Consider the following 14,052-nt stretch of genomic DNA (forward strand, 5'->3'; position numbering starts at 1 on the left):
TTTTGTTTGTATATTGAGTGCTTTAGCTTGGGTCCAGTCCTGTACTGAACCGAAGGAAATACCATGAGCACGCCTGAATTTTTTGTCACTTCCGGCTACGGCGATTACATGCGCGAGCACCTGCATTACTCGCAGGCGGTAAAAATCGGCAATCGCGTGGAAACCTCAGGCCAAGGGGGCTGGGACGATGAGATCAAGATCCCCGCCGCCCTGGCCGACGAGATCGCCCAGGCGTTCCACAACCTGGAACGCACCCTTGCTACTGCCGGCGCCAGTTGGGAGCACGTGATTCACGTCAACTCCTACCACGTCGGTGGTTTCCCGCCCGAAGTCAACGAAGCGATGGTCAAACACTACCGCCAGTACATGCCCCACCATGCGCCGATCTGGACGCAAGTCGGCGTCGAGGCCCTGGGCCTGCCGACCATGCGCGTGGAAATCCGCGTGACCGCGATTATTCCCTGACCCCGAACCTGCGGATCACCCATTCGACAAACACCTTGAGCCGCGCGCTCTGGTGACGATTGGGTGGATAGAGGATGTGCAGCGGCGTGGCTGGACGCGACCACTGCGGCAGCACACTGACCAATTGGCCGTTGTCCACATAGTACTGAACGATGGCCTTGAAATGCTGCCCGACGCCCAGGCCGGCGAGCAGCATTTCCTTGAGGCCGTTGCCTTCATTGGTGGAATAGGCGCAATCGCCCACTTCGATGCGCCTGTCACCCTGCTCGAAAATCAGTGGTTCCGCTTTACCAGATCCGGCAAAAAAATAGCCGGCCTTGAGGTGGTTGAGCGCCAGATCCTCCGGGGAAAGCGGCACACCTCGGCGCTCCAGGTAATCAGGGGCCGCACAGGTCAAATACTCCAGGTCGGTCACCTTACGCCCGATCATCGCCATGTCATCCAGCTTGCCGGCGCGGATCACGCAGTCCACCCCTTCCCCCACAATGTTCACCGAACGATCACTGATACCCAAGGCAATGGTGATATCGGGATACTCGCGATGAAAATCCACCAGCGCCGGAATCAGCAGGCAATTGGCAAACGACGCAGGCGCATCCACCCGCAGATGCCCGCCGGGCTTGAGGACTTGCCCACGGATGGCGCTATCCACTTCGTCCAATTCTGCGACCAGGCGCCGGGCATGTTGGTAATACTCCAACCCCTCGGACGTTGGCGCCAGAGCCCGTGTGGTGCGGTGCATCAGCTGGATGCCGAGGTGCTTCTCAAGGTCGGTGATCAGCTTGCTCACGGTGGAGCGCGGCAGCGTCAACTGGTCGGATGCACGACTGAATGAGCTGGTTTCGACGACGCGAACAAAGGCACGCATGGCGAGAAGTTGGTTCACAAGGATGACCTTCTGGATAGCTGCAACCGCTTTCAGCAGGCGAAATTGTCGATCTTGACCTGACCATCGGGAAACGTGGCAATAATCTCCAACTCGCCGCCCATCGCGCGGATATAGTCGCGCAACGTGCTGATATACATGTCGGTGCGCCGCTCCATCTTGGAGACGGCCGCCTGGTTGATGTTCAGTGCTTTAGCCAGGCTCGCCTGGCTTAACTGCTGGGCTTTGCGCAGCTCATGCAGTGGCATTTCCTGCAGGTGCTGCTGAAACAACAGCTTGGCTTCGACGCGCGATTGCGGCGTCATGCGCGCTTGCAGTTCAGCGAATTTCTTAGGCATGGTGACGACCCTTCCAACCAGAATTCGACCTCACAAAATATTCCACCAAAGGAATAATAAATTCAACCTGTCGAACAGCGTTTTACCTGAGTCTCTACCCACCCCGCTCAAAAACACAATTTTCGAAATGTAAAAAGCGCTCTAATACACCCTTGTTGATTGGTTTTAGAGATCCTGGAGTTCGCAATGCCCCATGAAGGCAACCTGTTACAAGCAGCTGTGGTGTTCCTGCTCGCCGCCGTGCTGACCGTGCCCCTGGCCAAACGCCTGCAACTGGGCGCAGTGCTGGGCTATCTGTTCGCTGGTGTGATTATCGGCCCGTCGGTGCTGGGTTTGGTGGGCAATCCGCAAAGCGTCGCGCAATTTTCCGAGCTGGGCGTGGTGTTGCTGTTGTTCATCATCGGTCTCGAACTGTCGCCCAAGCGGTTGTGGGTGATGCGCAAGGCGGTGTTCGGCGTCGGTCTGGCGCAAGTGCTGCTGACGGGCCTGGTGATGGGCGTGGTGGCTTTGTGGCTGTTTGGCCAGTCGTGGAACAGTGCGATCGTGCTCGGTCTGGGCCTGGCGCTGTCGTCCACCGCGTTTGGCCTGCAGAGCCTGGCCGAGCGCAAGGAGCTGAACCAGCCCCACGGCCGCCTGGCCTTTGCGATTCTGCTGTTTCAGGACATCGCCGCGATCCCGCTGATCGCCATGGTGCCGCTGCTGGCCGGCAGCGATCACCCGACCACCGAAGCCCAGGGCCTGCAGCATGTTTTGCAAATTCTCGGCAGCATCGCGGTGGTGATCATCGGCGGACGCTACCTGTTGCGGCCGGTGTTCCGCATCGTCGCCAAGACCGGGCTGCGCGAAGTGTCCACCGCCACCGCACTGCTGGTGGTGATTGGCACGGCCTGGCTGATGGAGCTGGTGGGCGTGTCCATGGCCCTCGGCGCCTTCCTCGCCGGCCTGCTGCTGGCGGACTCGGAATATCGCCACGAATTGGAATCCCAGATCGAACCGTTCAAGGGCCTGCTGCTGGGCCTGTTCTTTATCAGCGTGGGCATGGGTGCCAACCTCAGCCTGTTGCTCAGCTCGCCGCTGGTGGTGATCGGCCTGACGCTGCTGCTGATTGGCCTGAAACTGCCGCTGCTGTATGCCGTGGGCCGCATGGTCGGTGATCTCAATCGCGAAAGCGCCCTGCGCCTGGGCGTGGTGCTGGCGGCGGGTGGCGAATTCGCCTTCGTGGTATTCAAGATCGGCCGTGATCAAGGTTTGTTCGAACCGCACCTGTACGACATCCTGGTCCTGACCATCACACTCTCCATGGCTGTTACGCCGCTGCTGTTGCTGGTGTGCCCAAAGCTGTTCAAGCCCAAGGTCAAGCCGGTGGAAGTGCCCGAGGAATACCGCACCATCGAAAGCGACGCGCCCCGCGTGGTCATCGCCGGCATGGGCCGTATGGGCCAGATCGTCGCGCGGATCCTGCGCGCGCAGAACATCTCGTTCATTGCCCTGGATACCTCAGTGGAAACCATCGAACTGACCCGCAGCTTCGGCGGCATGCCGGTGTTCTACGGCGACCCGCAACGCCCCGAGATCCTGCACGCGGCCAAAGTCGACCAGGCGGAGTTCTTCGTGATCGCCATGGACGACCCGGAGATCAACATCAAGACCGCCGAACTAGTGCGCAACCTCTACCCGCACATGAAGATCATCGCCCGCGCACGTAACCGCCAACACGTGCATCGCCTGGTGGACCTCGACGCGTCACCGATTCGCGAGACCTTCTACTCCAGCCTGGAAATGAGCCGCCGCACGTTGGTAGGCCTCGGTTTGAGCCAGGCCCAGGCCGACGCGCGCATCACCCGCTTCAAGAACCACGACCTGCAAGTGCTGGCCGCACAACACGCGGTGTACGACGACGCCGCCAAAGTGATGCAAACCGCCCAGGAAGCCCGGGCAGAACTGGCGCGGCTGTTTGAGATGGACCGACTTGAGGAAGAGTCCGACAAGGTGTGAGGCTATGGGTGAACGATTTTGCGAATTTTCTGACAGAATACGGCGCAATTTCGTTCACCCCTGGAGCGCTTCATGGCCACTTTCACCAAGACCGCCGTCCTGCTGGCCCTCGCGTTGGCCGCGGGCAGTGCATTTGCCGCGTCCAAGCCGACCACGCAAACCATCTCCACCTTGGGTGGCAAGTTCACCTTCAACCTGCCCAAAGCCTACGCCGCCGACACCCTGCCGGCTGGCAAGGCCGAGGATGGCACCGCTGACACCCAGGGTACGATGTATGCCAACCAGACCACTAAAAGTGTGGTGATCGTCGCCGAAACCGTGCGTAACGATGGAGTAACCATCGGCGACAACGACGCGCAATTCCTGGACGGCGCCGTGGCCGGGTTCGTCAAGGACCAGAGCGCAGCACTGCCTGACTTCAAGAAACAGAGCGAGAAAAAACTGACGTTCAAAGGCCTCGGCCTGCGCCAGGTGGACAGCACCGCCACCCAAGGCGGCGGCAAAACGCTGAACTCCACGTTCCTCGGTGGTTCGGGTAATCACCTGCTGGTGATCCAGGCGATTTCGCGGGCGGATGATGCCAAGGGGCATGCGGCGTTGGTGAAGCAGATTACCGGCGGCAAATAACCCGGTCTACCAAGCAACACATAACCAAAGTGGGAGCGGGCTTGCTCGCGAATGCAGTGTGTCAGTCACCGATGTTTCGACTGACCTACCGCATTCGCGAGCAAGCCCGCTCCCACATTTCTTAACGGTGTTTATTTCAGGCTTTTTTCCAGCCAGGCTTTCAGGTCCTGCACTTCCGCCTCGCTGATGGTATGCGGCATGCCGGGATACCCATGAAACTCCGGCTTCAACCCCAACCCCGTCAACACCTCATTCGCCCGCGTCCCCGACACATAGGGCAGCGCCTGGTCCAAGGTGCCATGGCCGATAAAAATCGCCAATTTGCCCAATGACGCATCCGGCTTCAGTTCAGCCTTGAGCACCGGGAGCACGCTGCCGCTCAACGCCGCAATGCCGCGCAGCAGTTCCGGCCGGCGCAGGCCCACCTCATAGGACATGATCGCCCCCTGGCTGAAACCCACCAGGAACACCCGATCCGGTTGGGTGTGATATTTGGCGGTGGCTTTGCCGACAAAGTCTTCGATCAACTGGGCGCTGCGTTGCAGGTCCGCCGTCTCGCCATCGTAATCGCCGTTGCCGGGTATCTTGGTAAACCAGCGATAACCGTGGGAATCCACTGGCATCGGCGCACGGGCCGACAAGTAAGTCCACGTGGAGGGCAGCGCGTCCTTGATGCCGAACAGATCTTCCTCGTTGCTGCCAAACCCGTGCAGGAAAATCACCAGCGGCTGGTTGCGTGCATCACCCTGGGTTTGTTCCAGGTAAGACAGCGGCAAGTCCGTATGCAACCTCTCGTCGGCATGGGCGGTACCGACGACCAGCGTCAGCGCCAGGGCAACCAGTTTGAGCATGGGGCATCACCTCAGGGTTTACGTAACAGATAAGTGTCCATGATCCAGCCATTGTCCAAGCGCGCCGCCTTGCGCACCCGTTCGATTTCTTCTGCGACTTCGCTGACTTTGCCGCTGATCAGTATCTCATCCGGCGTGCCCAGGTAGGCGCCCCAATAGATCTCCAAGTCCTGGTCCGCCACGCTGCGGTAGGAGTCTTCGGCGTCGAGCATTACAACCAACGTGTCGGCATCACTCGCCTGCCCCGCCGCCAAACGGCGCCCGGTAGTGATCTCAACGGACTTGCCAATACGGTTCAGCGGTACTTTGTGCTGGGCGGCCAAGGCTTGCACACTGGTGATGCCCGGGATCACTTCGAACTCGAACTCACTGCGGCCACTGGCAAGAATCGCCTGCAAGATGCGGATGGTGCTGTCGTACAGCGCAGGGTCGCCCCAGGCGAGGAAAGCGCCCACTTCACCGTCAGCCATTTCTTCGTTGATCATGCGTTCGAAGGTCTGCTGCTTGTCGCGGTTGAGGTCCTGCACGGCGGTGGTGTAGTCGATCTCGCCGCGCACCCGCTCGGGGCAGCTGGCCTCGACGAAACGGTAGCCAGGCTCGGTGATGTAGGTCTCGCAGATCTCGCGACGCAGGTCGATCAACTTGTCTTTGCTCTGACCCTTGTCCATCAGGAAAAACACGTCGGTGCGGTTGAGCGCCTTCACGGCCTGCATCGTGATGTAGTCAGGGTTGCCGGCGCCAATGCCGATGATCAGGATGCGTTTCATGGGTTGCTCTCATTGCGGGGCGTGGATTTTGCCATGTTCGGGCAGCTAGGCGTGAGTTTCCAGGCGCAGTCGCCAGACGTCGTTGAAGCGCAGCTCAGTGGCGGACAACGGTTCGACGTCGATCAGGTAGAACATCGAGATCGGAAATTCCATGACGTACAGCATTGCCGCACGGATCACGAAGGGATGGGTGATGGCCACGACGTGGCCGGGTTGGGTTTCGAGGGATTTCATCCAACGGCATACTCGTGCGCAGACTTGGTCCACGGATTCGCCGCCATGCGAGGCACTGGCGCTGTTGCCAAGCCAATCCATCAACTCGTTGCGATCTATCGCGTCGATGTCCTTGCCCTTCCACCGACCAAAGTCAGCATCGCGCAAGGCTTTTTCGACTTGGGGATGCCTGCCGAACAAACCTGCTGTCTGTCGGGTACGCGCCTCGGGACCGCACAATAAGCGCAAGTTTTTCTTGTAGCGGCCGGCAAGGGACAAACCCGCATTTCGCCAATCCATCGCAACGGACTCGTCATCGGGAAAACGCCCCTTTTTTTGCTGGAGAGTCACGGCATGGCAGATAAGTGTCAAACGAGTGGCCGGCATCACAGAGTGCTTCAACGACAAGGATGAGGCCACCAAGACTGGCGCAGTTCTCGCTAGGGCGCAACGCCTTGTGCCAGATAAAGCACCTGGTAACCCGCGCCAGGATATTCGGCGTCCAGCGCCTTGGCGGACAGCGTAAACCGCACCAACCGCCACGCTTGCACATCCAACGCGAGGAACACTGCGAACGTGTCACTGTGCTCAGCCACCTGCTGATTACGCTGTTTCTCCTCGGCCAAGATCGCGGCGCGGTTCGCCCCTGGCGCCAATGCCCACTCCTCGCGATACAAACTCAACGCGCCCTGTGCCGGGCCACGTTGCAGGTCCAACGGCAACCAGCTCTCGATATGTGGGCGGCCAAAGCTGTCGAGCACCTTCTGAAAGCGCTCACCCAGCAGGAAGTCAGCCGCCTGCAGCGGGTCGGCCCAGAGGTAAACCGACGAATACACATTACCCCCGCGCTCCTGGGCGATAAACGCCTTGAACAGCAACCCCTCGGCGTTATCCCACAACGGCCCCAATTGCGCGGCGCGTCGGCGGATCACGCCCATGTCGTAGTCGGCAGGCAAGCGATGTGAATACTGTTTGGCAAACATGGACAAACTCCTGGGCAAGTTGAGTGTTTAGCTTGCGCAGCGACGATGATTTCAACAAGATATCAACCGATATAAGTGCGATAAGGATCTAATATGACTGACGCACCCAAACCGCTGGATATCGACACTGTCCAAGCCTTCGTGCTGGTGGCCGATTTCGCCAGCTTCACTCGCGCCGCCGAAGCCCTCGACACCTCCCAGGCAGCGATCAGCCTCAAACTCAAACGCCTGGAAGAACGCCTCGGCTATCGCCTGCTAGAGCGCACGCCACGCCATGTGCGGTTGTCGCCCCAAGGCGAACAATTCATCGTCGCGGCCCGCGCCCTGCTCAATGCCCATGAACGCGCCTTGGGCGATATGAACAGCCACGCGCCGCGACGCCTGGTGATCGGCATCAGTGATCACGTGGCCGGCCCGGACTTGCCGACCTGGCTCAATCGCCTCGCCGCTTACGATCCGTTGGTGATCCTTGAAGTGCGCATCGCCTCCTCCCGCGAGCTGGTCGCCGCCTTCGACCGCAGCGAACTTGACGCCGTGATCGTGCGCAACGAGGGCGACCGCCAGGATGGCGACGTGCTGGCGGTGGAACGCTTCGGCTGGTTCGCCGCCCCCACCTGGCAACACAGCCCCGGCACGCCCCTGCGCATGGCCACAATGGCCGCGCCCTGCGGCGTTCGCCACTTGGCCACACGCGCACTGGATGAGGCACGCATCGACTGGACCGAAGTGTTCGTTGGCGGCGGTGTCATGGCCGTGGGCGCCGCCGTCAGCGCCGGATTGGGCGTCGCCGCCCTCGCCCATCGCGTTGCGCCGGCAGGTGCGGTGGAAGTGAGTGAGCAATACGGGTTGCCCGCCTTGCCCGTGAGTGAGGTGGTACTTCACAGCCGCATCACCGATGTGCGCTCACGGGAAACACTGCGTGCCTTGAGCGCGACCTTTCGCGGCGTGCTGCAACGCTAATCAAACCATTCGCGTCGGCCTTCAAAGGTGCCGATGATCAACTCCACAATCATCCGCACCGCCTCCACATCCGCCACCTGCGCATTCACCGCCAGCCACACCTGGCGCTGCATGCTCTCGGCCAACAACCCCGGCAACGCCACCAGGCCCCGGTCAAAACTGCTCATGTAATGTGGCAGCAACCCAATGCACGCACCGCAACGAATCATCTCCAACATCAGCGAATACGCATGCACCTGCACCACCGCCGCCAAGCGCTGCTGCACCCCCCGGTTCCACGCCTGCAACGCGCCCACCTGCGCATCAGGCTGCCATTGCACCAGCATGTAGTCGTCGAGGTCTTCGACACTGTCCGGGCGTGTGGTCAACCGCGAATAACGCTTGGCGATATGGGGTAAGTAATGTAGGCGCGCCAGGGCCTGTGGCGGCTCGGTGGCAAAGCTCGGTCCAGGCACGGGGCCATCGGTGTCCGACAGCCATAGCACCACATCCACATCCACCGCTTGCAGCGACAACTGGCTGTCGATGGAGATGATCTCCAGGCGCACGCTGGCATTGCGGCGCAACAAAGCGATCAGGTCGCGACCAAGGATGTCGTGCAGGATCGGTTCGGCCACTGCCAGCCGAATCAACGGCTGCTCCGTGACCGGCAAGCGCCGTTCATGGGCCAGGGCAATCAATTGGGCCTGCAACTGCTGGCCATCGCGACTGAGCACCAAGCCATTGCCCTGGTAGGTGAACAGCGAATGCCGTAAATGTTCTTCCAACTGCGCCAGGCGCTTGCGCAACAGCGTCGCCTTGATATTCAAGCTGCGCGCCGCCTGCATGAAGCAGCCGCAGCGCGCGCTCACCAGAAAGTAGCGCACCACCTCCGGCTCGATCTCATGGGCCAGGGCCAGCCAGCTACTGCGTCCCTCGGTGGGGGCGCGATAAGAGGACGGCCCCTGGGGGGCGGACGGTTCTAGAAATGCCATGGGAGACTCCCTGTCTTGTCGGTCTGTGCATCCAATGCGGGTTGACGCGGGTTACTCCAGCACCTTGTTCAGCTCGGCGCCGTCGATACTCAGGGTTGCGGTGTTGAGCATGCCTTCGAGGTACGCCTTGGCGATCTGCTCCTGACGTTGGACACGCAGGGCCTGGGTCAGGCGCTCGCGCAGTTCGTCGAGGGTCGCAGTACGCGCCGGTTGCTGGCCGGTGAGTTTGAGCACATGAAACCCCGCCGCGCTCTGCACCACGTCCGACACGGCGCCGACCTTGAGGCGCGACACGGCATTGCGCACTTCCGGCACCAGCTGTTGCAAGGGTTGCATGCCTGAGTCACCGCCGCGCGCGGCGGAGTCGGTGTCCTGGGAAAACTGCGTGGCCAGGGCGGCGAAATCACCTGGCGCGGCCTGGGCACGACGGCTCAGTTCCTGGGCCTGGCGGCGCACGTTGTCGACGGTTTGCGGGTCATTGGTCGCCAGGAAAATCTGGCTCACCCGGTACAATGGCGGCGTCACCCATTGCGACTTGCCACTGTCGTAGGCCTGCTGCAACTCCGCCGCGCTGGGGTAATCGGCCGGCACCTGGCTGACCGAGAGCATGTAGTCGCGAAACACGATCTGCTCGGCGGCGGCGCGGGTCTGCTGTTCCACGTCCGGGCGCTGGCGCCAGCCTTGGGCGTCGGCCTGTTCGAGCACCGCCTTTTGCGCCAAACGTGAACGAATCCAGGTTTCCAACGCACCACGGTTACCGCGCAACTGCTCACGGGACTCGGCAGGCAGGCTGGCCAGCACGGTTTTCAGTTCCATCAGGTCGATCTGCTGATTGCCCAGGCGGGCCACCGCCGGCCCGGCCGATACAGGATTGATCACCGGCGCCGGTTGCTGCGCCGCCACCGGGTCACTGCCCGGCCGCAGGCTCAAGCCCACCGCCACCACCAGCAAGACCAACGCACCCGCGCCGACCATCAAGGTAGGTTTCTTCACAATACCGGCGCCTCGGCTTCAGCCTGCAACTGCGCGGCCTGCTGGCTGTATTCACGCAGGTAAACGATAAATTCCTGTAACAGGCGATCCCACAACTCCAGCTGACTGCGCAGGTGCGTGGCGCCGACGCCCGCCACCACCACGTCCATTTCCATCAACAAAAACTCGCCCTGCACCGACAACCGCGCAAAGCGTCGCGACGCGTTCCACACCTGCGCCAGACCTTCAGGCAATTCGCCCTGGATGCGCAGCGCACAGCTGTAGGTGAAATCCACATAGCTGCCCTGCTCCACCGCCGGGTTGCCGAAACGCACGGCAAAACCGATGCCCTGACTGGCGCTGAGCAATTGCACGACGCCATTCTGTTCGGTGTGGTTGACGCGGTAGCCGGCTTCCTGCAGCAGTTCGGTGAGGCTCTGGGTGGTGACGCTGGAGATCAATTCGTTCATGGTGATTTCTTCCCTGTCGATCAATGATTGGCGGTTGCCTGGGGCGCATCGAAACGGCTTTTGTACAAATCGTCGCCAAAGCCCTGGGCGAGTTCCTCGAACTTGACCCGAGCGCTGCTGGCGAAGGGCTGGCGAATACTCATCACCTCGGCCACGTCGATTTTTTCGTAGGCCGCGAGCAACTGCTGGGCCACGCCGTACATCTGTTGATTCTTGACTGAACATTGCTGCACTTGTGTGTCACGTTCGCTCAGTTGCGCCTGCAAGCGCGCACGCTCGGCCTCTTTGCCCTTGGCCAGCACCAGCAGTTCGTCATAGGCCTTCTTGAACTTGCCGATCTGCTCGTTGCTGGCCGCCACCTGGGCCTGAGCTTGACTGTGCAGGCTCTGTTGCTGGCCGGCCATTTGCTCGGCCACGCCACGCACCTGGGCGAGTTCGGTCGTCAGCTGCTTGATTTGCGCCTGGGCCTGCTTGGCCTGGTTTTCGGCCGCAATCCGCGCGGCGCTGGCCTGGGCCTGTTCGCTTTGCAGGGCCTGCAATTGCTGGGTAGTGCTGCGCAGTTGCGTACGCAGGCGTTCCTCCATGCCTTCAGCCGACGCGCCGGTGGTGACCAGCAGCAGCAACAGCCCGCAGATTCGCGTGTTCATGTGGCATCTCCGTGCGCATCAAAAGCGCGTGTTGAGTTCCAGTTGCATCACATCGACTTCGAACGGCGCGCCATACACTTCAGACGCGCTTAACCAACGCGCACTGGCGTAGATGTTCTTTTCGATGCCGTAGTTGGCGCCAATGAAATACCCCTTGGCGTTGGTGCCGCCCAGGTGGAACGACGAATCGTTGAAGCCGTCAGGCAGTGCGTCAGGCTGGATGTATTTGTAGCCGGCCAACACGTTCCAATCGCCGCGTTTGCGCATTTCCAGCGCGCTGCCGAGGGTGAACGACACCATCAGCGCATTGCCGCCACTTTCAAACTGGCCCTTGCTGTTGATGTTGTTGACGATCTGGCCTTCGCTGCGCTTGAGCATCTCGCCCTTGTCGTAGGCCAGGTTGTGGATGAAGTTGCCTTGGGTGCGCAGCTTGAAATCGCTGGGCAGCTCGGCATCCCAGGCCAGGTTCAGGTCGAGCACATCGAACTTGGATGCCAGGCCGACGAACTGCGGTTGCGGGGTCAGGCCTGGGGTGGCTGGATTCGGCGTAATGTCGCGTAGCAGGAACACGCTGTTGCCCTTTTGCATGAAGGCCAGGCGCGAGCCGTCACTGTCACACGCCGGCTGGCCGGACCACGGCTGGCAAGCGCCGGAGCGTTTACCTTCGATATCGTCAAAGTGGTAGTAGGCCAGCGCGCCCTTCAGGCTGTTTTCGCGGTTGATCTTCCAGTTGGCGCCGATCTGCCCACCAAACAGCCACTTGGTGTCGCTGTCTTCCTTGTCGAAACCGTTGCTGCTGGCCGAGTCGGAGGTGTACTCCACCGGGAACGCGCCCAAGGTGCCGAACAGGCCCCACTGGCTATTGAGCGTATGGTTGAAATTGGCGGCGATACCGTCGAAGTTCAGGTCGCCCGAATACATCATGTCAGTGGAATAGAACGGGTTGGCGAATCGCCCGGCGGTGAGGGTCACGTCCGGCGTGGCCTTCCAACTCAGGTAGCCCTGATCGAGCCAGATGTCTTTCTTGCCAAAGCCGCCGCCCAGGGTCTGGGTGGTGGACACCGGGTTGTTGTCAGAGCCGGTGCCCACACGGATGCCGGCCGTCCAGTCCGGTGACAGCACGGCTTTCATGCCCAGGCGCGCGCGCAGGCGGAACAGGTTTTCGCGGTCCTTGGTGGTGTTGAGCAGCGGCGGCAGCTTGGTGTTGGTGTCTTTGTTGGTGTCGTACGGGCCGCTTTCATTGAGCTTGGCGTAGTCGACGATCTCGTTGCTGTTATTGCCCGAAAAATAGCGCGACTCGTCCCGCAGGCGGATATCGCCATCAAAGCTGATACGCGAGACCCAATCCGGGAAGGTATTGGGCTGGGCCCAGTTTTCCTGCTTGGCGGTGGCCATGACCTCGGCCTTGACCTGATCACGGATCTGATCCTTCACCGCCTGCGGCACGTACTGCACACGCACGTCACCCGGCGCAGCGGCGGGGCCTGCGGCCACCACCGGCGCGGCATTGGCCTGGCGGGCCTGCTGGGCCTCTTTTTCGGCCTGGGCGATCAGGCCGTTGGCGGTGTCCTGGGTCAGCACGCCTTGCTGCACCAATAGGCGGATCAGGTTGATGGTGACGTTTTCCGAGGGTGCGACCGGGGCTGCAGCCGCCTGGCCGACCAGGGTCGCGATGACCATGCCGACCGCCAGGGTCAGTCGATTCACGGGGGAAATCATGTGTACGCAACTCCTGTAAAAAACCGTAAAAAAGGGTTTGTTCAATCCGGACGCCGGCCCTTGAGTGACAGGCGCATGGGCAGCGTCAGCGACGCCGGCGGCTTCTGTGTGGCACGCGGTGCCTGGATCAAGGCGAGCATCTGCGCGTCGGTCTCGGCATCCCCGCTGGACTTGGTCACCAAGGCTTTGGTGACCTGGCCATCGGCGCCCAACCACAGGTCTATCTGTATCGAGAACGCCTTCTTGCGCAGTTCAGGGTCTTCGCGCATCAGTCGCTGATAAGTGCCGGCCAGGTACTGCTTGTAAGTGCCCGTTCCCAACCCACCGCCACCACTGCCGGCCATGCCGCCGCCCTTGCCGGCGCCGATGTTGAAACCGTCGTTGCCGGACTGGGCGTCGCCGTCGATCTGCATCGGGTTGGCCAGGTCTTCGTTAGGCGAAGGCGGCGCTTCCTCGGCTGGCTTGACCTCTTCGGGTTCGGGGCTTGGCACCGGTTCCGGGATTTTTTCTTCGACCTGGGGCTCAGGCTCCTTGGGCTTTTCCGGCGGTGGTGGCGGTGGCGGCGGCAACGGGATAATCGTCGGCACCTTCGGTGCTTCGCGGCGCACGCCACTCATGTCATTGGCCCATTGCCACAAGAACCAGGCCGCCACGGCACCCAGCAACAGGCCCACGCCCCACTTCAACGGGCGCAACGGCGGCTTCTTCTTAATGGGCAAGGGCGCGATCGGGATCTGTGCGGTCATGTCTCAGCCCTGACTCGGTTTGCCGGTAACCAACCCGACCTGGGACAGTTCCAGCCGACGCAGCAGGTCGAGCACTTCGATCACCTTCTGGTACTGCACCATCGCATCGCCACGCACGATCACCGGGAAATCCGGGTTCAGCGCTTTCTCGATGCGCAGGCGTTCTTCCAGCTCGCCGAGGGTCACCGGGTAGGCGTCGAGAAACACCTGGCCACCGTCGTTCACGGAGATGGCCTTGGTCTTGGCCTCCGACAACGACACCGAAGCGCTGGCCTTGGGCAAGTGAATCTGGATGCCCGAGACCTGAGCGGTGGCGGTGAGGATAAACATCACCAGCACCACCATCAGCACGTCCACCAGGGGCGTGATGTTGATACTGTCGACGGCGGCATCATCGTCATCGTCGTGGGAGGTATTTACGGAAGCCATGGCAGATCTC

At 61.2% G+C, this 14,052-nt stretch carries 17 protein-coding genes; 4 read left to right on the top strand and 13 right to left on the bottom strand.

Translation table 11 applies throughout. From position 1 onward, the window contains the following. Positions 1 to 63 precede the first annotated feature (63 nt). Entirely contained in the window at positions 64 to 465 is a 402-nt protein-coding gene (locus tag ACP7C6_RS25055) for a RidA family protein (RefSeq protein ID WP_426109365.1), read from the top strand. Here ACP7C6_RS25055 and ACP7C6_RS25060 read toward each other — a convergent pair. Further along, positions 455 to 1,351 carry a LysR family transcriptional regulator gene (locus ACP7C6_RS25060; RefSeq protein WP_426109366.1) on the bottom strand — a complete coding sequence of 299 codons (897 nt, stop codon included), beginning with the start codon at positions 1,349 to 1,351 and terminating at the stop codon, positions 455 to 457. The two genes, ACP7C6_RS25055 and ACP7C6_RS25060, sit on opposite strands and share 11 nt — an antisense overlap. Before the next feature lie 32 nt (positions 1,352 to 1,383). Further along, positions 1,384 to 1,689, bottom strand: coding sequence for an XRE family transcriptional regulator (locus ACP7C6_RS25065; RefSeq protein WP_122555195.1), 306 nt, complete (start codon positions 1,687 to 1,689; stop codon positions 1,384 to 1,386). A gap of 186 nt (positions 1,690 to 1,875) precedes the next feature. Here ACP7C6_RS25065 and ACP7C6_RS25070 point away from each other — a divergent pair, with 186 nt between their 5' ends. Continuing rightward, the gene (locus ACP7C6_RS25070) at positions 1,876 to 3,684 is read left to right on the top strand and encodes a monovalent cation:proton antiporter-2 (CPA2) family protein (RefSeq protein ID WP_305384790.1); all 1,809 of its coding nucleotides are present in this window, start codon (positions 1,876 to 1,878) and stop codon (positions 3,682 to 3,684) included. Between the two features lie 72 nt (positions 3,685 to 3,756). Then, on the top strand, positions 3,757 to 4,311 hold the full coding sequence (locus ACP7C6_RS25075; RefSeq protein ID WP_028619790.1) for a hypothetical protein: 555 nt from the start codon (positions 3,757 to 3,759) through the stop codon (positions 4,309 to 4,311). Between the two features lie 131 nt (positions 4,312 to 4,442). Here ACP7C6_RS25075 and ACP7C6_RS25080 read toward each other — a convergent pair whose 3' ends face one another. Genes ACP7C6_RS25080 through ACP7C6_RS25095 form a run of 4 tightly spaced genes read right to left on the bottom strand, consistent with a single transcriptional unit; the run spans position 4,443 to position 7,125 of the window. Further along, positions 4,443 to 5,162, bottom strand: a complete 720-nt coding sequence (locus tag ACP7C6_RS25080; protein ID WP_028619789.1) for an alpha/beta hydrolase — start codon at positions 5,160 to 5,162, stop codon at positions 4,443 to 4,445. An 11-nt stretch (positions 5,163 to 5,173) separates the two neighbouring features. Then, positions 5,174 to 5,929 carry a precorrin-6A synthase (deacetylating) gene (gene cobF, locus ACP7C6_RS25085; RefSeq protein WP_028619788.1) on the bottom strand — a complete coding sequence of 252 codons (756 nt, stop codon included), beginning with the start codon at positions 5,927 to 5,929 and terminating at the stop codon, positions 5,174 to 5,176. A 45-nt stretch (positions 5,930 to 5,974) separates the two neighbouring features. Further along, the gene (locus tag ACP7C6_RS25090; protein ID WP_426109367.1) at positions 5,975 to 6,529 is read right to left on the bottom strand and encodes a histidine phosphatase family protein; all 555 of its coding nucleotides are present in this window, start codon (positions 6,527 to 6,529) and stop codon (positions 5,975 to 5,977) included. Between the two features lie 53 nt (positions 6,530 to 6,582). Beyond that, entirely contained in the window at positions 6,583 to 7,125 is a 543-nt protein-coding gene (locus ACP7C6_RS25095) for a DUF4865 family protein (RefSeq protein ID WP_028619786.1), read from the bottom strand. A 93-nt stretch (positions 7,126 to 7,218) separates the two neighbouring features. On the opposite strand from ACP7C6_RS25095, the gene ACP7C6_RS25100 reads away from it, so the two are divergent. Continuing rightward, positions 7,219 to 8,085 (top strand): LysR family transcriptional regulator, encoded by an 867-nt coding sequence (locus ACP7C6_RS25100; RefSeq protein WP_426109368.1) that lies wholly within the window; start codon positions 7,219 to 7,221, stop codon positions 8,083 to 8,085. On the opposite strand, the gene ACP7C6_RS25105 is transcribed toward ACP7C6_RS25100, so the two are convergent. From ACP7C6_RS25105 to ACP7C6_RS25135, 7 genes are read right to left on the bottom strand one after another with little or no spacing between them, the layout of a single operon-like run. Then, positions 8,082 to 9,059: a LysR family transcriptional regulator gene (locus ACP7C6_RS25105; protein WP_426109369.1), complete on the bottom strand. Its 978-nt coding sequence runs from the start codon at positions 9,057 to 9,059 to the stop codon at positions 8,082 to 8,084. The genes ACP7C6_RS25100 and ACP7C6_RS25105 overlap by 4 nt on opposite strands. A gap of 51 nt (positions 9,060 to 9,110) precedes the next feature. Beyond that, positions 9,111 to 10,052: a peptidylprolyl isomerase gene (locus ACP7C6_RS25110; RefSeq protein WP_068936195.1), complete on the bottom strand. Its 942-nt coding sequence runs from the start codon at positions 10,050 to 10,052 to the stop codon at positions 9,111 to 9,113. Next, positions 10,049 to 10,501, bottom strand: coding sequence for a YbjN domain-containing protein (locus tag ACP7C6_RS25115; protein ID WP_426109370.1), 453 nt, complete (start codon positions 10,499 to 10,501; stop codon positions 10,049 to 10,051). Before ACP7C6_RS25115 ends, ACP7C6_RS25110 begins: the two co-directional genes overlap by 4 nt. A 20-nt stretch (positions 10,502 to 10,521) precedes the next feature. Beyond that, positions 10,522 to 11,148: a hypothetical protein gene (locus ACP7C6_RS25120; RefSeq protein WP_028619781.1), complete on the bottom strand. Its 627-nt coding sequence runs from the start codon at positions 11,146 to 11,148 to the stop codon at positions 10,522 to 10,524. A gap of 18 nt (positions 11,149 to 11,166) precedes the next feature. After that, complete coding sequence (locus tag ACP7C6_RS25125) at positions 11,167 to 12,867, bottom strand: putative porin (protein WP_016980093.1); 1,701 nt, start codon at positions 12,865 to 12,867, stop codon at positions 11,167 to 11,169. 41 nt (positions 12,868 to 12,908) lie between these two features. Continuing rightward, a complete protein-coding gene (locus ACP7C6_RS25130) occupies positions 12,909 to 13,613 on the bottom strand; it encodes an energy transducer TonB family protein (RefSeq protein ID WP_068936199.1) in 705 nt (234 codons plus the stop codon). Positions 13,614 to 13,616: 3 nt separating this feature from the next. After that, positions 13,617 to 14,042, bottom strand: a complete 426-nt coding sequence (locus ACP7C6_RS25135) for an ExbD/TolR family protein (RefSeq protein WP_016980095.1) — start codon at positions 14,040 to 14,042, stop codon at positions 13,617 to 13,619. Positions 14,043 to 14,052 lie beyond the last annotated feature (10 nt).

Origin of the sequence: Pseudomonas sp. TWR1-1-4, assembly GCF_049897165.1 — a bacterium.
GTDB lineage: Bacteria > Pseudomonadota > Gammaproteobacteria > Pseudomonadales > Pseudomonadaceae > Aquipseudomonas > Aquipseudomonas canadensis.